We start from the raw sequence: 21,875 nt of genomic DNA on the forward strand, positions 1-21,875 counted from the left end.
GTGTCCGCGTCACGGTCGCCGGAACGGGTCGATGTGACCGGCCTGGATGCTGCGCGCCACCGCGTCCCGTGGGCCCTGAGGAGGCTCGAGCCCGGCCTCGGAGAACGCGATCATCGCGCGGTTCATGTGCGTGCGCGCGGTCGCCACGGAGATGTCCAGATCAGCGGCCACCGCGGCCCAGGTCATGCCCAGGGCCACGCGCTCCAGCACCTCGCGCTCGCGGACGCTCATGTGCACGTGAGCCGCCGGGTCCTGGGTGATCTGCAGGGCGAGGCGCGAGGAGACGAAGTGCACGCCGCGCGCGGCCGATCGGATCGCCTCCGCCAGTTGCGTCTCGGGGTCGCCCTTGAGCGCGAGCGCCAGGGCACCGGATCGCAGTGCCTCACCGATCATCGCGGGACGGTGTTCATTGGTGAACAGGACCACGCCGATACCGGCAGCCACGAGCGACGCGACGTTGTCACCCACCTGCGACCCGTCTCCGAGTTCGACATCCAGGAGCGCGACGTCGTAGGCGTCGGGGGCTCCTCGCGCGGCGAGCGCGCTCGCGACGGTCGTGGCCGCGTGGACGACCTCGATGTCGGCCATCGGCATGAGCGTGGCCACGATGCCCCGGAGCATCACGGGGTGGTCGTCGATGGCGACTACCCGCAGTGGGGGTGTGGGCGGGTTGGGCGAGGTCATGTGTCTCCGGCCTGGAGAAACGAACGCGTCGGCGACGGGTCGGTCCTCAGCCAGGTTATCGAAGCGGCGCGCAGGTGGCCACCGCGGCTCGAAATATGCTCCGATGCCACGCCCCTGTGGCACCGGAGCCGTCGGGCGGGGCAGTGGTGGTGCAGCACCACCGCCCCGCCCACCAACTACTCAACCGCATTCCCTCACGGTGCGGCAGTCATCCATTCCGATGACAGGACGAAAGTCTGCATCGGGTTCACCCGCCCGGTACCGCGACGTCCCCGAGCGCGAGGCGCACCAGGTCGCCCGGCACTCGCGGCACCGCGTTCATCCCGAAGTTGGTGCGCGATCCGGTGCGGTGATGCCGCGCCAGCGCCCGCAGCGGCTGTTTGCCCACGGCCAGGGTGGCAGGGTCGATGGTGGTCAGCACGCACCGTCCGCACGGCTTGACCAAGTCGACCTCCACCTCACCGATGCGTAGCGTGCGCCAGCGCTCCTCGGCGAAGGGGGCATCGCCGTCGAGCACGATATTCGGGCGGAAGCGACGCATCGGCACGGCGCAACCCGGCGTCTCGGCCTCGATCCACGCGTTGACCTGCGCGAGCGAGGCCTGCGTGGTGATGAGCACCGGGAAGCCGTCGGCGTAGCCGGTATGGTCCCCGGGGCGCGTGTACTCCGGGTCCAGGACGCGATCGCGGGGCTCGTGGCAGTGCACCAGACGCACGTCCTCGCGCCGCAGGAGATCGGCGAACCAGTGTGCGGCCTGGTCGCCGGCGTCGCGGGCGCTGGCCGCCTCGCCCCAGACCGTCACGCCGCGCGTGGGGCCGACGGGCTCGCTGACGCGCAGTGTGGGGCACCCGGGAGCGGCGAAGACCGCACCGCCCGCGTCCAGGGCGCAGCGCACCCGCAGCAGCGCACGGTCGGTGCGCGCCGAGACCTTCTCGCCGGCCGAGTCGATCACCATCCACCGGCGGTCCCCCACGATGCCGGCCGGTTCGATCTCGGCGACCTCGAGGTCCTCCGGGGCACCGCTCTTGAGGGGATACCGGTGCAGGGATGTGACGCGCACCCTCCCCACGGTAGTCGCGCGTGCCTAGTGTGGAGGTGGCCGAGCGTGGAGTGGCCCGACCTGGAGGTGGTGCCGTGCGCGCAGCGATCAGCGAGATCGGTCGCTTCCTCGATGCCGCCCTCATCACCCGGGCACCCGGCGCGGTGCCGAGCGGTGGCCGCGGTGTGCGGCGCCGCCTCGTGGTGACGATCACCCTGGTGCTCGGCGCCGTGCTGCTGTGGTGGGCACTGCGCATCGAGCCCGGTGATCCCGCGTTCTACGCCGCCACACTCGCGCTCGCCGCGCTGTGGGTGCTGGGGGCGTTCGCCTCGGGGCCGCTGCACCTGGGGCACTCCACCACACGCTCGGGAGGGGAGCCCGGCCGGGCGGTGGTGCAGTCGCTCGTGCTCGGGACCGGCCTGCTCGGCATCTTCCTCGTGGGGGCCGTGGCTGTGGCCCAGATGCCCTGGCTGCGGCAGAACGTGCTGGACCTGCTGGACCACGCGGGTGAGGGCCGGTGGTGGATCGTGCTGCTGGTCACCGCGGTGAACGGGGTCGCCGAGGAGATCTTCTTCCGCGGCGCGGCCTACGCCGCCCTGCCCGCACGGATCGCCGTGCCGGGCAGCGCGGTGCTGTACGCCCTGAGCACGGTGGGTGCGGGGGTGCCGCTGCTCACCTTCGCCGCGCTCGTGCTCGGGGCCGTCACGGCCTTGCAGCGCCGGGTGACCGGCGGCGTGCTCGGCCCGATCATCACCCACGTCATCTGGAGCGGCGGGATGCTGCTGCTGCTCCCGCTCGTGCTGTGAGACTGCTCGTCCCGTGAGACCCGAGACCCGAAGGAGTCTGCCCATGACACCGACCCTTACCGGTCAGCGTGTGCTCGTCACCGGCGCCACCGGCTACATCGGCGGCCTGCTCGTGCCCCGGCTGCTCGAGGCCAGCGCCCAGGTCAGGGTGCTGGTCCGGGACCCGGGCAAGCTGCGCCGTCGGGAATGGCGGGAACAGGTGGAGGTGGCCCAGGGTGACGCCACCCGGGCCGAGGACCTGCGCGCGGCACTGGCGGGCGTGGACGTGGCCTACTACCTGCTGCACTCCATGGACGGCCAGGGGGACTTCGTGGCGCGCGACGCCGCCCTCGCGAAGACCTTCGCCGCGGCCGCGGCCGAGGTGGGGATCTCCCGGGTGGTCTACCTCTCCGGGCTGCACCCCGAGGGGGAACTCTCGGCGCACCTGGGCTCGCGCGTGCAGGTGGGGGAGATCCTGCTGGACTCCGGCGTGCCCACCGCGGTGATCCAGGCGGGCGTGGTCATCGGGGACGGCAGCGCGTCCTTCGACATGCTGCGCCACCTCGCCGAGCGTCTGCCCGCCATGGTCGCGCCCCGGTGGCTGCGCAACCGGATCCAACCCATCGCGGTGGACGACGTGCTGCACTACCTCGTGGCCGCCGCCTCGCTGCCGAGCGAGGTGAACCGGGAGATCGACGTGGGCGGCTCGGACGTGCTGACCTACCGCGACATGTTGCGCGAGTACGCCCGGATCGCGGGGCTGGTTCCCCGGTGGATCCGCACCGTGCCGGTGCTCACACCGCGCCTGGCCAGCGGCTGGGTGGGCTTCGTGACCCCGGTGGCCTCCGGGGTGGCACGGCCCCTGGTGGGCAGCCTCGTGCACGAGGCGGTGGTCCGGCGCGACGACGCCGACGAGCTGCTCGGTGCGCCCGACGGCGGTCGGCTGGGATACGAGGCGGCCGTGCGCCGGGCGCTGCGCACCGTGGACGCCGGCCGCTGGCGGCGCACCCTGGCCGCGGTGGGGGCGGCCGTGGCGGCGACGGCGGTGGCCGGGTCGCTGCTGACGGACCCGAGATCGCGGTGGTACACCTCCCTGCGCACCCCGCCGTGGCAGCCGCCCGGATGGGTGATCCCCGTGGTGTGGAACGGGATCTACACCGCCACCACCGTGGCGGCGACGGCGACCCTCGCGGAACTGGGGGAGGAGGCCGAGCGGGACGGCGCGGTGGGGGAGCGCGCCCGCACGCGCCGGCGCGCGTTCCGGTGGGCGCTCGCGGTGAACCTGGTGGGCAATGCGGCGTGGTGCGGACTGTTCTTCCGCGGGCACCGCCTGGGTGCCTCGGCGATCGGGTCACTGGCGCTGGGCGTCAGCGCGGCCGACCTCGCGCGGCGCTCGGCTCACCTCGGTCGGCTGCGGGCCGGCGCCTTCGCCGGCTACGCGGCGTGGTGCACCTTCGCGGCGGCGCTCAGCGGCGAGTTGTGGCGGCGTAACCGCTGAGGCGGGCTGCGCCGTCGTCAGGCGAAGACGTGCGCTGCGTGCCAGTCGAGGTACTCGACGGCGGGAACCACGGCCATCGCCGACGTTTGCAGGTCAGTCCGCAGCCCGGCAGGGCCGAAGGTCGTTGCGACTGCAGCGTTCGTCTCGACGGCGTGCCTCATCCGCGCCGACAGCGTGACCGCTAGGTGCGGCGGGTCGGAGCGCACCGTCATGAGCCCGGAATCGAACGCTGCGTCATGGGTCGGACAGGCGGCCAGGCCGTTCGTGATGTCGAGGCGTTCGTGGCCATCGGAGTCGCGCCATGGCTTGATGTGTCCAGCGCGCAAGAGCGTGGGCTTGGCGCTGTCCCCGAGGCCGAATCCGCAGAACACGCACTCATTCCCGCAGTTCTGCAGTACGCCGGTCGCGAATCTGTGCTGGCCCACTCGCAGGTACTGCAAGAGGTATCGCTCCGTCACGCTCTCCGACTGGTCGGGGCTGCGCTCGAGCCACAGGGGAAGCTCGCGTGTGAGCACGTCACCGAGCGCGCCGTCGTCCAACTCGTCTTGGCCCAGGAGGCTGAGTTCGCCGCCACCTTCAAGGCCGAGGAAGTCCGGTAGGGCGTCATAGCCGATGCCGACGCGGCGTGCGGCGAGGAGAAGTCGTCGATACAGCACCGTCATCAACTGAGCGTCGCCGGTCAGGACGAGGCCGACGGAGAGGTCGAACTTTGCTCCACGCGGTCGACTCCCGTCGAGATTGTTCATCTTGGCGATGATGCTGCTCACAGGCCGGCGGAAGAGCGCAGCCAGTTCGGGAGCTGGCGAGCCCGCGCGATGCATGGTGGAACTCCCGAGGCGCGAATACTCCACCACGTGCATGGCAGCGGCACACAGGAGAGTCTCGACCGGCACGAAGGGCGCCCCTCGCTTGCCATCGGTTCGTGGCGCCCGGGCGGTGATCTCGCGCCACTGACGTTCGGCGGATGCGGTGGTGATCTCGAGGTACTCCGAGAGAGTCATGGCGCTCCGCGAGGCATGCGACGCCGTGCGCAGACCCGTGGTTGTGCCGCCATCTTGCTGATCGTAGTGCGCCACACGATGTCCCGTCATGCCGCCCGGACGGCTCTCGCTGAGGGCGGTCCACCGGGCGTCGGATGCACGAAGACCCGGCGTGTCCCACGGGACACGCCGGGTCTTTGCGGACCTCGGCGCGGGTGTACCGCCCTCAGCGAGGGAGCACTGGCCTCAGAAGTTGATCATGTGCCCCGCGATGCCGTGCATGGCCTCCTTGACGGCCTCGCCCAGGGTCGGGTGGGCGAAGACGACGCGGGAGACCTCGTCGGCGGTGAGGTCCCAGGTCTGCGCGGTGTTGATCGCCGGGAGCAGCTCGGTGACGTCCGGGCCGATCATGTGGGCGCCGAGGATCTCGTGGTGCTCGGCGTCCGCGACGATCTTCACGAACCCGACGCTGTCGCCCAGGCCCATCGCCTTGCCGTTCGCGGAGAACGGGAACGTGGCGGTCTTGATCTCGTGGCCGGCGTCCTTGGCCTGCTGCTCCGAGAGGCCCATCGAGCCGATCTGCGGGTGGCAGTAGGTGGCGCGCGGGATGAAGCGGTAGTCGATCGACATGGTCTCGGCGCCTGCGAGGGTCTCTGCGGCGACGATGCCCTGCGCCTCGGCGACATGGGCGAGCATCATCTTGGCGGTCACGTCACCGATCGCGTACACGTTCGGGACGTTGGTGCGCATGAAGTCGTCGATCTCGATGGCGCCGCGCTCGGTGAGGGCCACGCCGGTCTTCTCCAGGCCGTAGCCCTGCGTGCGCGGGGCGAACCCAATCGCGGAGAGCAGCTTGTCGGCCTCCAGCACGCGGCTCTCACCCTTGGAGGAGACGGTGACCTTCACGCCCGACCCGGTGTCCTCCACCGACTCCACCTTGGTGGACAGCAGCACGTTCACGCCCAGCTTCTTGTAGTGCTTCAGCAGTTCCTTGGAGACGTCCGCGTCCTCCGTGGGGACCATGCGGTCCAGGAACTCCACGATCGTGACGTCCACGCCGAAGTTCTTCATGACGTAGGCGAACTCCACGCCGATCGCGCCGGAGCCGGCGATGATGATCGAGTTCGGCAGTTCGTCGTCGAGGATCTGCTCCTCATAGGTGACCACGTTCTTGCTGACCTCGACGCCCGGCAGCATCCGCGTGACCGATCCGGTCGCGATGATGAGGTTGTCGAAAGTGAGTTGCTCGGTGGCCCCGTCGTTGAGGGCCACGTCCATCGAGGTCGCCGAGGTCAGGGTGCCCCAACCGTCGACTTCCTTGATCTTGTTCTTCTTCATCAGGAAGTGGACGCCCTTGACGATGCCGGCCGAGACCTGACGGCTGCGCTTGTGCGTGGGGCCGTAGGACATGGTGGCATCACCCTCGATGCCGTACTTGGCCTTGTCGTGAGTGAGCGTGTGGGCGAGCTCGGCATTCTTCAGCAGGGCCTTGGAGGGGATGCAGCCCACGTTGAGGCAGACACCACCCCAGTACTTCTTCTCGACCACTGCCACGGACTTGCCGAGCTGGGCGGCGCGGATGGCGGCGACGTAGCCACCAGGGCCAGCACCGAGGACGACGACATCAAAGTGGGAAGCCATGGCTCCAGCCTAGGCCCGTCGGGGCAGCAGTGCGGGCCCGGTGAGAGTGGTTCGTCTCACGCGGGCCCGCAGGGCGTGTCTCAGATGGAGGCGTCGTGCGCGTCAGCGACGGGCGCGGGCTCCTCCGTCTCGCTCTCCACGCGGGGTTCGCCGCGCACCACCGTGATGGACACGGAGGTGACCAGCGCCGTGACGACGCCGATCGCAACGACCCACGGCGCGAGCAACGCACCCACGCCGACCACCGCAACGCCCGCGTTCAGCGGGATCTCCAGCAGGGTCTTGCCGGAGGAGGTGTGCAGGATGATCCGGCGCACGTTCCCCGCCGCGACGATCTCCTTGATCTTGTTCAGGGCATTCTTCCCGGAGACCGTGAACTCCTCGGTGGTCGTCTTCTCGGAGGCGTTCTGGGTGTCGGTCTCGGGGGTGGGGTTCTCGGTCATGGTCTCCTCCTGCTGTGGTGGCTCGTGAGCGGGCGACGGCGTCGCCGGCGATGTCTCCAGGATGCTCGCCATTCCTGGTGGTTGGCCATCAGGGACGCCCCTGATTCCTCCCCGAGTTCGCGCCCGGATCGCCGGCACGGGGCCCGCGGGTCGAAGGGGGAACGCCCTGCGAGATCGGGAAGTTCCCGCTCGGGCGGCCTCCCCGGCGCGCGATACGATCCGGTGACACCATCCAGAGCGGCCGAGAGACCTGGCTCGACGACGCCGCAGCAACCCCCCACGATGCGGGTGTGGGTGCTCACGCCGGGACCGATGGAGGAGCGATGAGCGCGTACGAGGCCGACCTCACACCCGCGGAGGCGTGGGAGCTGCTGGAGAACCACGAGGACGCCGTGCTGGTGGATGTGCGCACCCCGGGGGAGTGGAGCGAGGTCGGCATCCCCGATCTGAGCGCACTCGGGCGCCGCGTGGTGCTCGCCCCGATCCAGACCGCGATGGGGTGGAACTCGGACTTCCTCGGCCTGCTGCAGCAGGCCGGGATCTCGCCGGAGGGCGACCGCCCCGTGCTGTTCGTGTGCCGGTCCGGCGGGCGCAGTGCCGCGGCGGCGCAGGTCGCCACCCAGGCCGGCCTCACGCCGTCGTACAACGTGACCGAGGGCTACGAGGGGCACAGCAGTGCGGCCGCCGGCTGGCACGGCAGTGGCCTGCCCACCACCGCGTGGGAGGGGCAGGCGTGACCGATCCGCGGCCCCGAGTCGACCTGCCGGAGGGGCTGCGTCCCGCCACGCTCGCGGTCCGGGGCGGGCAGCAGCGCACGGGTTTCGAGGAGACCGCCGAGCCGCTGTTCCTCACCCAGGGGTACGTCTACCCCCGGGCGGCGGATGCGGAGGCGGCCTTCCTCGGGGAGCTCGACCGGTTCACCTACACCCGCTACGCCAACCCCACCACGTCGGCCTTCGAGGAGCGGCTGCGCCTGATCGAGGGGGCGGAGGCGTGCTTCGCGACCGCGACCGGGATGGCGGCGGTGTTCGCCTCGATGGCGTGCCTGGCCAGGGCCGGTTCGCGGATCGTGGCGGGCCGGGCGATGTTCGGCTCCACCCTCCTGGTGCTGGACGAACTGTTCACCGGCTGGGGCATCGAGACCCAGTACGTGGACGCGCACGACGTGGAACAGTGGCGCGCGGCGCTCGCCCGCCCCGCCGATGTGGTGTTCGTGGAGACGCCGTCCAACCCGATGATGGACATCGTGGACCTGCCCGCGGTCAGCGCCCTCGCCCACGCGGCAGGGGCCACGGTGATCGTGGACAACGTGTTCGCGACCCCGGCGCTGCAGCGCCCGCTCGCGCTGGGGGCGGACGTGGTCGTCTACTCCGCCACCAAGCACATCGACGGCCAGGGGCGCGTGATGGGCGGTGCGGTGCTCGGCCGGGAGGACTACATCAACGGCCCGCTGCAGACCTTCCTGCGCAACACCGGCCCGACCATGAGCCCGTTCAACGCCTGGACCCTGCTCAAGGGCCTGGAGACGATGGACCTGCGCGTGGCCCGGCAGTGCGAGAGCGCCCTGCAGGTCGCGCGTTGGCTGGAGGAGCAGGGCGAGGTGACGCAGGTGCGCTACCCCTACCTGCCCTCGCACCCGCAGCATGCGCTCGCGACGGCGCAGCAGTCGGCTGGCGGCACCGTGGTCACCTTCACCCTGGCCGGGCCGGGCGATCCCGCCGGCGGCAAGGCGCGCTCGTTCGCCTTCCTGGACGCGCTGCGGCTGATCGACATCTCCAACAACCTGGGGGACGCGAAGTCGCTGGTGACCCACCCGGCCACGACCACGCACTGGAAGTCCGGGTTCGAGGGTCGGCAGCGGATGGGGATCGCCGAGACCACGATCCGGCTCTCGGTGGGGCTGGAGGACCCCCGCGACCTCATCGACGACCTCGCGCAGGCGCTGCCGTTGGGATGGGAGTAGCCCCGATCCGGCTTCGCGCACGGCGGATCGGCTTCGCGCATGGCGGCTGCGTGGCGGGCAGGCCCAGTGCGCAGGTCCGTGACCTGCGGTGATGCCGGCGCCGCGGCGGCCCGGCCTCGCGTATCCGCCGTGCGCGAAGCCGGTCCGCCGTGCGCGAGGCGGTGCCGGTCAGGCCTCGCGCACCACCGCGATCTCGCCGCCGGCCACCGTGAGCGATCCGGTCGCCTCGATGCCCGAGACCAGGTCCGTCCCGCTCGCCGCCACGACCGCCTCCTCGGCGCCGTGGTTCAGCACGAACAGCCACGACCCGGCCTCCCCGACCCGGCGGGTCACCTCGACCGAGGGCGGGAGCTCGCCGACCACCGGTGCCACGCCCGAGTCGGCGACCAGCTCACCGGCCAGGGCCAGCAGCGCGTCGTCGTCCAGGCGTGTCGCCAGGTACCAGGCGGAGCCCGCTCCGGCCGCCCGCCGGGTCAGCGCCGGCACCCCGTCCAGATCGCCACCGGCGAAGGTCCGCAGCACCTCGGTGCCCTCGGCCGCGGCCACCTTCTCCGACCACACCGACCCGGTGCTGCCGTCCGAGAGGGTGACGGTCTCCTGCGGCTGCAGGGCCCACCACTCCTGGGTGCGCACGCCCAGCAGGTCCCGGAACGCGCCGGGGTAGCCGCCCAGGAACACGTGGTCGTGCTCGTCCGCGATCCCGGAGAAGTACGTGATCAGCACCGTCGCCCCGCGCTCGGCCGCGGCCGCCACGTTCGCCGCCGCCTCGTCGCTGGTCAGGTACACCTCCGGCAGCACGATGAGGTCGTAGCCGGACAGGTCGTCGCTCGCGCGCACCACATCCGCCGTCACCCCGTGTCGCGCGAGCGCATGGTGGAACCGCACGGCCTGGCGGCGCGGGTGCACCGAGTCGCTGGGGTGGGAGTCCAGGCGCGCGGCCCAGGTGGAGTCGAAGTCGTAGACCACCGCGGCGCGCGCGGCCACGCGCGAGCCGCGCACCTCGTCGATGTCCCGCAGCAGCGCGCCCAGCCGCACGGTGCCACGCCAGACGTCGGAGTCCGTGCCGGCGTGCGGCACCATCGCGGGGTGGTACTTCTCGGCGCCGGCGCGGGACTGGCGCCACTGGAAGAACAGCAGCCCGTCGGCGCCGTGCGCGAGGTGGGCCAGGGAGTGGCGGTGGGACTGCGCCGTGGTGCGCGTGCGGTTGTGCCCCTGCCAGTTCACCGCGGAGGTGGAGTGCTCCATGAGCAGCCACGGCGCCCCGCCAGCGAGCGAGCGCACGTGGGAGGCGGAGAAGGCCAGCTCGCGCTCCGGGTGCGGGTCCTGGGCGAAGATGTAGTGGTCGTTGGAGACCAGGTCGATGCTCGCCCCGTGCTCGCGGCCCGCCCGGTCCATCCAGCGCGCGTAGTCCATCGGGCCGGCGTCCATCATCACCATGAAGTTGGTGGTGCATGGCACGTGCGGGGTCACCTCCGCGAGCACGGCGCGCAGCGCGGTGTAGTAGTCGAAGAGTTCGTCGGAGGAGTAGCGCGCGAAGTCCAGCTGCTGACCCGGGTTGGGGAACGTGGGCGCGCTGCGCGGCGGGAGGATCTCCTCGAAGGAGTCATAGCGCTGGGACCAGAAGGCCGTGCCCCAGGCGTCGTTCAGCGCCTCGATCGTGCCGTAACGCCCCTGCAGCCAGCGCCGGAAGGCCACCGCGGCGTCGTCTGAGTACTCGTGCGGCACGTGGCAGCCGATCTCGTTGTCGATGTGCCACATCGCCAGGGCCGGGTGGTTCGCGTAGCGTTCGGCGATCCGCCGGGTCATGGCCACGGCATAGCGCCGGTAGCTGGGGGAGGAGATCCGGTAGTGCTGGCGACCGCCAGGCCACAGGACGGTGCCGTCGGCCTTCTGCGGGAGGATCTCGGGGTGCTTGCGGGTCAGCCACGGCGGCGGGCTGGCGGTGGCGGTGGCCAGGTCGGCGCGGATCCCGGCCTGGTGCAGGCGGTCCATGGTGGCGTCCAGCCACGCCCAGTCGAACTCGCCCTCACGCGGCTCGATCTGCGCCCAGGAGAAGATCGCGATGGAGACCATCGTGACCCCCGCCTCCTGCATGAGGGCGATGTCCTGCGCGCGCGTGGCCTCGTCCCACTGTTCGGGGTTGTAGTCGCCGCCGTAGCCGAGGGCATCGAGCCCGAGGGGCCAGGCGGGGGGAGTTATGGTGACGTCATCATTGGTGGTGATGCGGCCAGTCTAGGCGCCCAGCGGCGCGCCGCAAGGGGTGGCCGTTACGGGGCCAGCAGCCAGGCCACTTCGCGCCGCAGCAGCTCGGCGCGGTCCGGGGCGTCGTAGCTCGGCCCGTAGTGGCCGAGGCTGTCGTAGACCGCCCGGCCGCGTCGGTCCTCGCGCGCCCAACCTGACAGGTGGGTGATGCCCTCCTCGACGTGGGTGAGCAGGGCGGTCCCGCCCGGGGCGACCTCCAGGGCGCTGTAGCGCTCGTCGTCGTGGCTCGTGATCGTCTCCAGTCCCGCGACGATCGGGTGGTGCCCGATCGCGTGCCAGGTGGCCTCCCCCCGCTCGGGGTGGAAGGAGAGCCCGGGCACCCAGCGGCCGCCCAGTGCCGCGCGGTAGGCGGGCAGGTCGGTGAAGGTGTTCGCGCCGGCGTGCACGCCGAGCAGCGGAACGCCGCCGGCCAGGAGCGCCTCCAGCCTCGCGTAGGCGTCCGCCCACGCGGGATCGGGGCCGTCGACGGCGTTGCCCCCTCCCGCGTCCACCACCAGGAGGTGCAGCTCGCCCAGGCCCGCCACGGCGGTCGGCGTGGTCGGCACCACCTCGGCGCTCAGGCCCATCTCGCGCAGGATCGCGGCGATCCGCGCGGAGGTCTCGGGGAATGGGTGCCAGGGGTCGCTGTAGCGGCCGGTTCCGGACAGGACCACGGCGTGGGGCTGGGTCATCGAGGGGCCTCCGGTTCGCGAGGGGCCACGGCGGCGACTTGCCCGGTGGGGCGAGGCGAGGGGCCGTGGTGGCGGGGTGAGCGGAGCGGTGGCTCCGTGGGTCGTGGATGGCGAGCGGTGGGTCGTGAGCGGCGAGTGGGCGGGCGCCCGGGCGGTGGGGCATGGACATTGTCCCGTCGCCCGTGCTTGGATAGCGCTTACCGTACCGCCTCGAGCACCTGGAGTCACCGATGACAGCCGAGACCACCGCCACCTCGCGGGGCACCGCACCCAGCCAACGTCCGGTTGCCCTGGTCACCGGCGGCAACCGCGGCATCGGTCTCGGCGTCTCGCGCCGCCTGGTGGCGGAGGGCTACAACGTCTCGATCCTCGCCACCCGCGAGGAGCCCACCGACGTGCTCGAGGGGCTGTGTGATCTTGCCGGTGACCCCACCGCGGTGCGCTACGTGCGCGGGAGCGTGGCCGAGCAGGAGGACCACCAGCGGTACGTGGCGGACGCGGTGGCGGCCTGGGGTCGGCTGGACCTCCTGGTGAACAATGCGGGTGTCGCGCCCAGCGTGCGCGCGGACATCCTCGACGCCGAACCGGAGAGCTTCGACCGCGTGATCGGGATCAACCTGCGCGGCCCGTACTTCCTCACCCAGGCATTCGCCAACCGGGTGATCGCGTTGCGCGGTGACCTCGAGGCGCTGCCGGAGCCCCCGACCCGGCCCGTCGCCACGATCATCAACGTCTCCTCCACCTCGGCCGTGACCGCGAGCATCAACCGCGGCGAGTACTGCCTGTCCAAGGCGGGCGTGGCCATGGCCACCAAGCTCTTCGCGGTGCGCCTGGCACCCGAGGGCATCGTGGTCTACGAGGTGCGCCCCGGAATCGTCGTCACCGACATGACCGCGGGCGTGACGGAGAAGTACGACAAGTTCTTCGCCGACGGGAACGCGCCCATCGCCCGGTGGGGGGTGCCCTCGGACGTGGGCGGCGCCGTCGCGGTCCTCGCCTCGGGGCAGATGCCGTACTCCACCGGGGACATCATCAACATCGACGGCGGGATGCACATCCCCACCCTCTAGGCCCCCATCCAGACGCCTGCGGCGGGCAGTGCCGCCCGCCGCAGGCCCCGAACCGCAGGAGTCACCGTGGCCACCACCAGCGCCGAGTACCTCGAGCCCATCGACCACGCCCCCGCCGGCGAGACCCTCGCCGCCGCGGCACCCGAGACCATGACCATCGGCGGTCGGGCCGTGCCCGTGCTCACCGTGAACACCCTGGTGGTCGGCACCGGATCGGCCGGGTACTGCGCCGCCGACCGTCTGCACGACTTCGGGCAGGAGGACGTGCTGGTCATCGCCGACAAGATCGGCGCCGGGGCCAGCCGCAACGCGGGCAGCGACAAGCAGACCTACTACAAGCTCACCCTCTCCGGCGGCGACGACGACTCCGTGCGAGAGATGGCCGATACCCTTTTCTCCGGCGGCGGGATGGACGGCGACAACGCCCTGGCGGAAGCCGCCCTCTCCGCCCGCGCCTTCCTGCACCTGGTGGACCTCGGCGTGCCGTTCCCGCAGAACCGGTTCGGGGAGTACATCGGCTACAAGACCGACCACGACCCGCGCCGCCGGGCCACCTCGGTGGGGCCCTACACGAGCCGCTCCATGGTGGCGCAACTGGAGAAGAAGGTCGCCCGCGACGGCACCCGGATCCTCGGGGAGTGCCGCGTGGTGGACCTCATCACCCGCGAGGGCGAGCAGGGGCGGGAGGTGGCGGGTGTGCTCGTCTACCGCACGGACACCCCCTGGAGCCGCGAATGGGCCGACGGCGCTGCTCACGAGAGCGCGCAGTCGCCGTTCCTGCTGATCCGCTGCACCAACGTCGTCTACGCCACCGGCGGGCCCGCGGGGATGTACGCCACCCGGGTCTTCCCCAACGGCCAGTGGGGCGCCAGCGGCGCCGCCTACCGCGCCGGGGTGCACGGCAAGGGGCTGACGGAATGGCAGTTCGGGCTCGCGTCGATCAAGCCGCGATGGAACGTCTCGGGCACGTACATGCAGGTGCTGCCCCGGTTCGTCTCCACCGACGCCGACGGTGGCGACGAGCGGGAGTTCCTCACCGAGGGCATTCCCGACTACGGGCGGCTGCTCAGCATGGTGTTCCTCAAGGGCTACCAGTGGCCGTTCGACATCCGCAAGGCCTACGACGGCTCCAGCCTCATCGACCTGCTGGTCTACCGCGAGACGGTGCTGCGCGGGCGCCGAGTGTTCCTGGACTTCCGCAGCAACCCGCTGCAGCCCGAACTCGACCCCTCCCAACTCTCCCCGGAGGCACACGACTACCTCGAGAAGGCCGGCGTGCTGTTCGGCACCCCGATCCAGCGCCTGCGCACGATGAATGAGCCCGCGTACCAGTTCTACCTCGACAAGAACCCCTACGTGGACCTCGAGACGGACATGCTCGAGGTGGACGTGTGCGCTCAACACAACAACGGCGGCCTCGTAGTGGACTCCTGGTGGCAGTCCAACGTGGCCGGCTTCTTCCCGGTGGGCGAGGCCGGAGGCTCCCACGGCGTCTACCGCCCTGGTGGGTCCGCCCTGAACTCCGGGCAGACGGGTGCCACCCGCGCCGCCCAGTTCATCGCCGCCCAGCGCACCGCAGACCCGGCCGAGGCGGAGGAGTTCGCCGCGCTCGCCGGGCCCGTGGTGAGCGACGCCGTCGACCTCATGCTCGGGGCCGCGCAGCGGGTGGCCGACGGCGAGGCGGACAACACCGGCGAACTCCTCGCCCGGGTGCAGGCGCTGATGAGCGAGAAGGCAGGTCCGGTGCGCTCCCGGGAGTCGATCGACGAGGCGCTCGCTGAGGTGCACGACCTGCTGGCCCGCTACCGCGAGGAGATCGCGGCGGACGCCGGCAGCCGCCGCTCGGTGAACCGCACCTATCTGGTGCGCGACATCCTCACCAGCGCCTACGTCTACCTCTCCGCGATGAAGGACTACGTGGCCCACGGCGGCCGCTCCCGTGGCTCGGTCCTGTACACCGACCCGAGCGGGGACCTACCCGTCAACGGGTACGGCGAGCGGGCGAGCGAGCCCGTGCCCGGACTCCCGGAACTGTTCCGGTTCGCGCTGGACGACGGGGCCCTGGACGCCGACATCCAGGAGTCCGCGCTGCGTTCCCCCGGCGAGGCGGCCCTGGGAGAGGGCTGGGAGCCGATCGTGGCGCGCGCCCAGGACGACCCCGCGGGGGAACCGGCCTTCCGGTGGCGTCCACGCCGGGAGATCCCGCAGGACGACGACTTCTTCGAGAACGTCTGGCGGGACTTCCGCGAGCACGGGAACGTCTACTGATCGGGCCGACGGCGCCGCCCTGTGGATCTCGGCGTGGCAAGGCGGGTGCCGGTGGGTGAGAATCGAGGTATGGCTACCCCCCTCGTGGTCCGGTCCACGCAGGCCGTGGTGAACGGACTGAGCATGGTCGTGTACTACGGCTGCCCCGATGTGGTGCACACCCGCCGTGGCCGCACGCTCGTGCGCGCCGCGGCCACCGCTGCCGCAGCAATCGCCGTGATCCCTGACCTGCGCGACGGCGCCGCGGAGTTGCGCGAGGCGTCCGGCGAGTTGCGGCAGGCCCGTGAGGCGCTGCGCGAGCTCCCGCTGCCTGCACGCCTCGGTCTGGTGGCGACGGGCGCCGGCTTCTCCGCGCTCGCCGTGCTCGGATCGGTGCGCTTCGAGAAGTGGGCGTTCCGCACCGGTGAGGCCCGGCGCCTGGCGGGTGAGCCGCTCGCTCACACCCGGACGGGCCTGGTGATGGGCGCGCTCGCCTTGGTCACCTCGTTGATCCCGCCGCCCCAGGCCGGTGGCGGCGGCGGAGGCGGCGGAGGCGGCGACGACGATCCCGAGGTCCCCGATCCCCCGCCCGACCCCGAGGAACTCGACATCGTGATCCCGGACGACGCGCGCGAGTTGACCGCGGTCCACGCGTGATCACCCTCCCGGGCTCGCCCGTGCAGCTGCACGGCGCCGCGTGGCTGGAGGAGACCCCCGAGGGGCTGCTCCCGCACCGGCTCCCGGCCTGGGCCCGCGCCCAGTTCCCCGACGACCTCGTGGCGCACACCGATACGCAGGGCGCGGGGGTGCGACTGTGTTTCTCCGGGGCGGGGGAGCGGTTCGTCCTGCACCTCGCCGTCGCCCGGAACCGGGTGCGGCCCGGCCCGCCACCGGACCGGGCGGATTTCGATGTGCTGGTGGATGGCGAGCTCGTCTTCTCCGGGCCCGCCGGCGAGGGCGGTGTGGCCGAGATCGATCGGATCGCCGGGACGGTCGAGACCCGGGTGGGGGAGGGGACCACGCTGGAGGTCGGCCTCCCGCCCAACCCCTCCGGGGCGCCGCGGCAGGTGGAGATCTGGTTCCCCTACGCCGAGACCGTCTGGATCCGGGGCCTGGAGTCCGACGCCGGGATCGACGACCCCGCGCCGCCGCCGCCCACGCGGTGGGTGCACTACGGCTCCTCGATCTCCCAGGGCGCGAACGCCGCCACCCCCACCGGCGCCTGGCCGGTGGTGGCCGCGCGGCTGGCGGATTTCGACCTGGTGAACCTCGGCATGTCCGGGCAGGCGGTGCTGGACCCCTTCGTGGCCCGGGCGATCCGCGACCAGCGGGCGGACGTGATCTCGCTCAAGGTCGGCATCAATGTGCTGAACGGGAACGCGTACGGGCGCCGCATGTTCGGGCCGCTGCTGCACGGGTTCCTCGACACGATCCGGGACGGGCATCCCACCACGCCCCTGCTCGTGGCCTCCCCTCTCTTCGCCCCGATCGGGGAGCAACGGCCCGGGCCCACCAGCCTGGACCCGCAGGCACCCGTCAGGCTGTTCCGCAGCACGGGCCGGGTGGAGGACCTCTCGGCCGGTGCGCTCACGCTGGAGGCGATGCGCGAGATCACCGCCGAGGTCGTGCGCCGTCGCCGGGACGCGGGCGATGCGGCCCTGCACTACGTGGATGGTCTCGACTGGTACGGGCCGCGGGACTGGGCGCGGATGCCGATGGCGGACGCCCTGCACCCCGACCCGCTCGCGCACGAGATGATCGGGGGCAGAGCAGCCGAGGCCCTGCGGGGGGTGCTCGCCTGAGCGTGCCGGGCTGGAGTGCTCAGTCCCGCAGGAACGGCGCCACGTGGCGCAGGTACCGCTCGCTCATCGTGGCCAGCGTCTGCGCCGCCGGCGCCGCCCAGATCTCCTCGTTGAAGATCTCCACCTCGATGTCGCCGGTGTACCCCGCCTGCGTCACCCACCGGGTGATGGTGGCGAAGTCCACGTAGCCATCGCCCACGTGACCGCGGGAGTTCAGGGGTTCCGCCGCGAACGGCAGCGAGAAGTCGCACACCTGGTAGGAGGCGATGCGGCGCTCCTGCCCCGCGCGGGCGATCTGTGACTTCAACCGCGGGTCCCACCACACGTGATAGGTGTCCACCACGAGGCCGACCACGTAGCTCTCGAACGGCTCGCACAGCGTGAGGGCCTGCCCGATGGTGGAGACCACGGCGCGATCGGCGGCGAACATCGGGTGCAGCGGCTCGATCACCAGCCGCACCCCGTGGGAGGAGGCGAACGGCACCAGCTCGCCGATCCGGTCAGCGACCCGCTGCCGGGCGGCGACGACGTCGCGACCCGGGTCCACGCCGTCGACCACCTGGTAGGGGGCGGCCGGTCCGCCCGGGGTGGTGGCGGCGGACAGGCCACCGACCACCATGATCAGTTCCTTCGTGCCGAGCGTGGCGGCCTCCTCGATGGCCCGCTTGTTGTCCTCCAGGGCGGCGTCGCGGCCCTCCCGGGTGGCTGCGGTCAGGAACCCGCCACGGCACAGCGAACTGGCGCGCAGGCCGTAGTCCTTCAGGATCGTGGCGGCCTGCTCGGCGCCCACCTCCTGCACCCGGTCGCGCCATGGGCCGATGGCGGACAGGCCCGCCTCGGCGGCGGCCTTCGCCGCCTCGGCCAGGGTGAGGTGCTTGGTGGTCGCCGTGTTCAGGGACAACCGGGCCAGGTCCGTGTTCCTCCCGGCGGCGGCCTGCGCGATCGGCGCCGGGTCGGTGGCGAGGCCGGCGGACATCAGAGCGTGATCTCCGGGACGTCGAGGCGACGGCCCTGCTCGGAGGAGGCCAGGCCGAGCTCGGCGAGCTGCACACCACGAGCCGCGGAGAGCAGGTCGAAGCGGTGCTCCTTGCCCGCCACCACGTCCAGCAGGAACTCCTCCCACTGCGCCTTGAACCCGTTGGCGAGCTCGGCGTTCGCGGGGATGTCGATCCACTGGTCGCGGAAGGGCTCGGTGGTGGGCAGGTCCGGGTTCCACACCGGCTTCGGGGTGGCGCTGCGCGGCTGGGCCACGCAGCCGAACAGGCCCGCAACGGCGGAGCCCTCGGTGCCGTCAACCTGGAACTCCACGAGCTCGTCACGGTGCACGCGCACCGCCCAGGAGGAGTTGATCTGCGCGATCACCGGGTCCCCGCCCGGGGTGGTCATCTGGAAGATGCCGTAGGCGGCGTCGTCGGCCGTGGCCTCGTAGGCCTTGCCCTGCTCGTCCCAGCGGGTGGGGATGTGCGTGATGGTCTGACTCGAGACGGTGTCGACGCGCCCGATGATGCCCTCGAGCACGTAGTTCCAGTGGCAGAACATGTCCGTGGTCATGCCGCCGCCGTCCTCCTTGCGGTAGTTCCAGGAGGGTCGCTGCGCGCTCTGCACGTCGCCCTCCCAGACCCAGTACCCGAACTCGCCGCGCAGCGAGATGATGCGGCCGAAGAAGCCCTCGTCCACCAGACGGCGGAGCTTGACCAGGCCTGGGAGGTAGAGCTTGTCGTGGACGACGCCGGCGGTCACGCCGGTCTCCTGGCGGATCCTGGCCAGGTCGATGGCCTCCGCGAGGGTCTCCGCGGTGGGCTTCTCGGTGTAGATGTGCTTGCCGGCGCGCATCGCCTTGGCGAGCGTGGCGTAGCGCAGCGAGGTCATCGAGGCATCGAAGACGATGTCCGTGGCCGGGTTCGCGATCTCGGCGTCGAGATCGGTGGACCAGTGCTCGACGTCGTGCTTCTTCGCGAGGGCCTGGACCTTCTCGGCATTGCGGCCGATGAGGACCGGCTCGACCTGGAGGGTGGAGCCGTCCGGGAGGGTGAGTCCGCCCTGGTCGCGGATGGGCAGGATCGAGCGGAGCAGGTGCTGGCGGTAGCCCATGCGGCCGGTGATGCCGTTCATGGCGATACGGAGGGTGCGTGTCATGGGGGAGACAGTATGGAATGCGCTTTCCGACTGTCAAGGGGTGACGCTCCGGGCATCTCCAGGAATCCTGCCGCGCGCTGCCGGCGCGGGACCGCTCAGTCCGTGAGGTCGGGGGTGGACTCGCCCATGGCCACGGTGCAGGGGATCGTCACGATCTGCGGGCCCGAGGCCGGGCCCAGGGCGAGGGCGGTCGCACGCTCGCCGAGCTCGGCCATCGGGATCTGCACGGTGGTGAGCCGAGGCGTGACGTCACGCAACGTGGAGACGCCGCCGAAGCCCGTCAACGCCAGGTCGCGCGGCACGGTGCGCCCGCTCTCGCGGATCGCGGCCAGTGCGCCCAGGGCCATCACGTCGTTCGCCGCCAGGACCACCTGGGCCTCGGTCCCGCGGGCGAGCAGCTGCGTCATCGCGTCGTACCCGCCCTCCCAGGTGAAGTCGCAGGTGAGCACGTCCGCATCGGCGAGGGTGGCGCCGGAATGGCCGTGGATCGCCTCGGTGAAGCCTCGCCGTCGGTCCGCGGCGGTCACGCGTTCCTCGGGCCCGCCGAGCAGGGCGAATCGCCGGTAGCCGCGCGCCAGCAGGGCCTCGCCCAGATCGCGCGCGCCCCCCACGTTGTCCAGGGCGACCGCATGTGTGCCGCGCACCGGCTGGCCGATGAGGGCCACGCGGCCGCCGTCCGCCTCCAGGCCTCGCACGGCCTCCTCCAGCGCGGTGGCGTGCTGCTCGCTCATCCGGCCGCCGGCCACCACGATGGCGCGCACGCGTTGGCGTCGCATGAGGTCCACCAGGTCGGCCTCGCGCGCGGCGTCGTTTTGCGTCGTGGCGAGGGTCACCTGCAATCCCTCCGCCTCGGCGCGGCGCACCACGGCGTCGGCGATCGCCGAGAAGTACGGATCGGAGATGTCGTGCACGATCAGGCCGAGGCTGGTGGTGCGGCCGCGCGCCATCGCCTGCGCCGTGGCGTCGGGTACGTAGCGCAGGCGCGCCGCCGCGGCCTCCACGCGCCGCGCAAGTTCGGGACGCACCGAGCGATCGGCCGACCCGTTGATGGCGCGCGAGGCGGTCGCGAGGGAGACTCCCGCCTCGCGGGCGACGTCGCTGAGCGTGACGCGGTGGGCCATGTGCTCAGCGTAGTGCGTGGTGGAGATCGCTTACCGGCAGCGGGGTGGTGCGGGGCTCACACCCGCACCGTGGAGCCGTAGACCGCGAAGGCGCGGTCGCTGCGCACCACCTCACGCCCGAGCGGCGCGAGCGTGATCGGGATGATCTTCAGTTCCGCGTACGCGAGGGGGATCCCGATGATGGTCACGGCCAGCGCCGCGGCGCTGACCACGTGGCCGATGGCCAGCCAGATCCCGGCCACGAGGAACCAGATGATGTTTCCCAGCGTGGAGGCCACTCCCGCGTCGCCGCGCCGCACCACGGTGCGTCCGAAGGGCCACAGCACGTAGCCGGCGATGCGCCAGGATGCGATGCCCCACGGGATCGTGATGATCAACACGAAGCAGATCAGCCCCGCCACGGCGTAGGCGAGGGCCAACGGGATGCCCGCGAGCACGAGCCAGATGATGTTGAGGACGAACCGCAGGAAGCCCACGGCTCACACCACCCCGTAGAGCCGGTCGCCGGCGTCGCCGAGGCCGGGCACGATGTACCCCTTGGAGTTCAGCCGCTCGTCGATCGAGGCGGTCACGATCGTGACGTCGGCGCGTTCGCCGATCGCCTGCTCCACGACCTTCAGGCCCTCCGGGGCGCACAGCAGCGTCACGCACGTGACATGGCTCGCCCCGCGTTCCAGGAGGTAGTCGATCGCGGCGACCAGGGTGCCGCCGGTGGCGAGCATCGGGTCGAGTACGTAGCACTGGCGGCCCGAGAGGTCATCAGGGAGTCGGTTGGCGTAGGTGATGGCCTCGAAGGTCTCCTCGTTGCGCTGCAGGCCGAGGAATCCGACCTCTGCTGTGGGCAGAAGGCGCGTCATCCCCTCCAGCATCCCGAGACCGGCGCGCAGGATGGGCACGACCAGGGGCCGTGGCTCCTGGAGGTGTACCCCGACGGTCGGTGCCACCGGGGTGGTGATGGAGACGCTCTCCACCGCGATCTCGCGGGTGGCCTCGTAGGCCAGGAGCGTCACCAGTTCCTCGGTGAGCTGCCGGAAGGTGGGGGAGGGGGTATCCGCCTCCCGCAGCACGGTGAGCTTGTGGGCGACGAGTGGGTGGTCGGCGACGTGGACGCGCATGGAGCCAGGCTAGCGGGCGTCGCTCGCGGGTGCCGACGCGGGCTGCGCCATGCGGCTACCGGTGCACAAAGTAGTCAAAAGTATGAACCAATCGCGCCATGCCATATCGCCGCGGCATCGTGGTATATCTCGCGCTCGGCGGCGTGTCCGCGGCGTGTCGGCGTGCAATGCTCCACAAAGCACGTCAAGTCACGCTGTTGTCACGTCTTTGTCATGAGCGCTGTGGCAGCCTGGCTCGCGTCGACGTCGCTGGGACGTCGCGGGTAGAGCTAGGGGGCACCAGTGGTTGATGCATTGCGAGAGCTGTATCTCGACACCGTGTTCGGGAACGGCTGGATCGCGGTGGCGGTCGTGGCCGCCGCCGGCGTCGCGACTGTCGTGGCGCGGGTATTCCGGCCCGGACGGCTCTGACCTCGGC

21 protein-coding genes and 1 riboswitch are annotated in these 21,875 nt (G+C 71.5%); of the genes, 9 read left to right on the forward strand and 12 right to left on the reverse strand.

What is annotated here, in order from left to right; genetic code table 11:
- Positions 1-9: 9 nt before the first annotated feature.
- A complete protein-coding gene (locus ATL40_RS01540; RefSeq protein WP_098468008.1) occupies positions 10-684 on the reverse strand; it encodes a response regulator transcription factor in 675 nt (224 codons plus the stop codon).
- Between the two features lie 247 nt (positions 685-931).
- The gene (locus tag ATL40_RS01545) at positions 932-1,744 is read right to left on the reverse strand and encodes an MOSC domain-containing protein (RefSeq protein WP_169925850.1); all 813 of its coding nucleotides are present in this window, start codon (positions 1,742-1,744) and stop codon (positions 932-934) included.
- A gap of 74 nt (positions 1,745-1,818) precedes the next feature.
- On the opposite strand from ATL40_RS01545, the gene ATL40_RS01550 reads away from it, so the two are divergent.
- Both ATL40_RS01550 and ATL40_RS01555 read left to right on the forward strand, forming a co-directional pair.
- Positions 1,819-2,529: a CPBP family intramembrane glutamic endopeptidase gene (locus tag ATL40_RS01550; protein WP_098468010.1), complete on the forward strand. Its 711-nt coding sequence runs from the start codon at positions 1,819-1,821 to the stop codon at positions 2,527-2,529.
- A 43-nt stretch (positions 2,530-2,572) separates the two neighbouring features.
- Positions 2,573-4,006: a tryptophan-rich sensory protein gene (locus ATL40_RS01555; protein WP_098468011.1), complete on the forward strand. Its 1,434-nt coding sequence runs from the start codon at positions 2,573-2,575 to the stop codon at positions 4,004-4,006.
- Between the two features lie 17 nt (positions 4,007-4,023).
- Here ATL40_RS01555 and ATL40_RS01560 read toward each other — a convergent pair whose 3' ends face one another.
- From ATL40_RS01560 to ATL40_RS01570, 3 genes are all read right to left on the reverse strand, one after another.
- A complete protein-coding gene (locus ATL40_RS01560) occupies positions 4,024-5,082 on the reverse strand; it encodes an HNH endonuclease (protein ID WP_169925851.1) in 1,059 nt (352 codons plus the stop codon).
- A 150-nt stretch (positions 5,083-5,232) separates the two neighbouring features.
- Positions 5,233-6,627 carry a dihydrolipoyl dehydrogenase gene (lpdA, locus tag ATL40_RS01565; protein ID WP_098468013.1) on the reverse strand — a complete coding sequence of 465 codons (1,395 nt, stop codon included), beginning with the start codon at positions 6,625-6,627 and terminating at the stop codon, positions 5,233-5,235.
- An 80-nt stretch (positions 6,628-6,707) separates the two neighbouring features.
- Positions 6,708-7,070, reverse strand: a complete 363-nt coding sequence (locus ATL40_RS01570; protein ID WP_169925852.1) for a DUF4342 domain-containing protein — start codon at positions 7,068-7,070, stop codon at positions 6,708-6,710.
- A 225-nt stretch (positions 7,071-7,295) separates the two neighbouring features.
- Positions 7,296-7,389, forward strand: a riboswitch (SAM riboswitch).
- A 4-nt stretch (positions 7,390-7,393) separates the two neighbouring features.
- Between ATL40_RS01570 and ATL40_RS01575 the strand changes: the two genes are divergently transcribed.
- Together ATL40_RS01575 and ATL40_RS01580 are read left to right on the forward strand one after the other, a co-directional pair.
- A complete protein-coding gene (locus tag ATL40_RS01575) occupies positions 7,394-7,807 on the forward strand; it encodes a rhodanese-like domain-containing protein (RefSeq protein WP_098468015.1) in 414 nt (137 codons plus the stop codon).
- Positions 7,804-9,033 carry an O-succinylhomoserine sulfhydrylase gene (locus ATL40_RS01580; protein ID WP_098468016.1) on the forward strand — a complete coding sequence of 410 codons (1,230 nt, stop codon included), beginning with the start codon at positions 7,804-7,806 and terminating at the stop codon, positions 9,031-9,033. The genes ATL40_RS01575 and ATL40_RS01580 overlap by 4 nt, the downstream gene beginning before the upstream one ends.
- A gap of 168 nt (positions 9,034-9,201) precedes the next feature.
- Here ATL40_RS01580 and ATL40_RS01585 read toward each other — a convergent pair whose 3' ends face one another.
- Together ATL40_RS01585 and ATL40_RS01590 are read right to left on the reverse strand one after the other, a co-directional pair.
- Positions 9,202-11,256 (reverse strand): beta-galactosidase, encoded by a 2,055-nt coding sequence (locus ATL40_RS01585; protein WP_342747629.1) that lies wholly within the window; start codon positions 11,254-11,256, stop codon positions 9,202-9,204.
- Between the two features lie 44 nt (positions 11,257-11,300).
- The gene (locus ATL40_RS01590) at positions 11,301-11,966 is read right to left on the reverse strand and encodes a ThuA domain-containing protein (protein WP_098468018.1); all 666 of its coding nucleotides are present in this window, start codon (positions 11,964-11,966) and stop codon (positions 11,301-11,303) included.
- Positions 11,967-12,196: 230 nt separating this feature from the next.
- Between ATL40_RS01590 and ATL40_RS01595 the strand changes: the two genes are divergently transcribed.
- The 4 genes from ATL40_RS01595 to ATL40_RS01610 all read left to right on the forward strand — a co-directional run bounded on the left by ATL40_RS01595 (position 12,197) and on the right by ATL40_RS01610 (position 17,085).
- Entirely contained in the window at positions 12,197-13,036 is an 840-nt protein-coding gene (locus ATL40_RS01595) for a 3-ketoacyl-ACP reductase (protein ID WP_098468019.1), read from the forward strand.
- Between the two features lie 66 nt (positions 13,037-13,102).
- Positions 13,103-15,304: an FAD-binding protein gene (locus ATL40_RS01600; RefSeq protein ID WP_245866579.1), complete on the forward strand. Its 2,202-nt coding sequence runs from the start codon at positions 13,103-13,105 to the stop codon at positions 15,302-15,304.
- A gap of 69 nt (positions 15,305-15,373) precedes the next feature.
- Positions 15,374-15,940: a hypothetical protein gene (locus tag ATL40_RS01605; protein ID WP_098468020.1), complete on the forward strand. Its 567-nt coding sequence runs from the start codon at positions 15,374-15,376 to the stop codon at positions 15,938-15,940.
- Positions 15,937-17,085, forward strand: a complete 1,149-nt coding sequence (locus ATL40_RS01610) for an SGNH/GDSL hydrolase family protein (RefSeq protein WP_098468021.1) — start codon at positions 15,937-15,939, stop codon at positions 17,083-17,085. The genes ATL40_RS01605 and ATL40_RS01610 overlap by 4 nt, the downstream gene beginning before the upstream one ends.
- A 19-nt stretch (positions 17,086-17,104) precedes the next feature.
- Here the strand turns inward: ATL40_RS01610 and ATL40_RS01615 are convergent, their stop codons facing one another.
- The 5 genes from ATL40_RS01615 to upp form a co-directional block, all read right to left on the reverse strand.
- A complete protein-coding gene (locus ATL40_RS01615; protein WP_098468022.1) occupies positions 17,105-18,061 on the reverse strand; it encodes a sugar phosphate isomerase/epimerase family protein in 957 nt (318 codons plus the stop codon).
- Positions 18,061-19,221 carry a Gfo/Idh/MocA family protein gene (locus ATL40_RS01620; RefSeq protein WP_098468023.1) on the reverse strand — a complete coding sequence of 387 codons (1,161 nt, stop codon included), beginning with the start codon at positions 19,219-19,221 and terminating at the stop codon, positions 18,061-18,063. Before ATL40_RS01620 ends, ATL40_RS01615 begins: the two co-directional genes overlap by 1 nt.
- Positions 19,222-19,316: 95 nt before the next feature.
- Positions 19,317-20,342 (reverse strand): LacI family DNA-binding transcriptional regulator, encoded by a 1,026-nt coding sequence (locus ATL40_RS01625; protein WP_098468024.1) that lies wholly within the window; start codon positions 20,340-20,342, stop codon positions 19,317-19,319.
- A 56-nt stretch (positions 20,343-20,398) separates the two neighbouring features.
- Complete coding sequence (locus ATL40_RS01630) at positions 20,399-20,809, reverse strand: YccF domain-containing protein (RefSeq protein ID WP_211283139.1); 411 nt, start codon at positions 20,807-20,809, stop codon at positions 20,399-20,401.
- 12 nt (positions 20,810-20,821) lie between these two features.
- The gene (upp, locus tag ATL40_RS01635) at positions 20,822-21,457 is read right to left on the reverse strand and encodes a uracil phosphoribosyltransferase (protein ID WP_098468026.1); all 636 of its coding nucleotides are present in this window, start codon (positions 21,455-21,457) and stop codon (positions 20,822-20,824) included.
- Positions 21,458-21,739: 282 nt separating this feature from the next.
- Here upp and ATL40_RS15550 point away from each other — a divergent pair, with 282 nt between their 5' ends.
- A complete protein-coding gene (locus ATL40_RS15550) occupies positions 21,740-21,868 on the forward strand; it encodes a hypothetical protein (protein WP_281254876.1) in 129 nt (42 codons plus the stop codon).
- Positions 21,869-21,875 lie beyond the last annotated feature (7 nt).

Origin of the sequence: Serinibacter salmoneus (assembly GCF_002563925.1) — a bacterium.
Classification (GTDB): Bacteria; Actinomycetota; Actinomycetes; order Actinomycetales; family Beutenbergiaceae; genus Serinibacter; species Serinibacter salmoneus.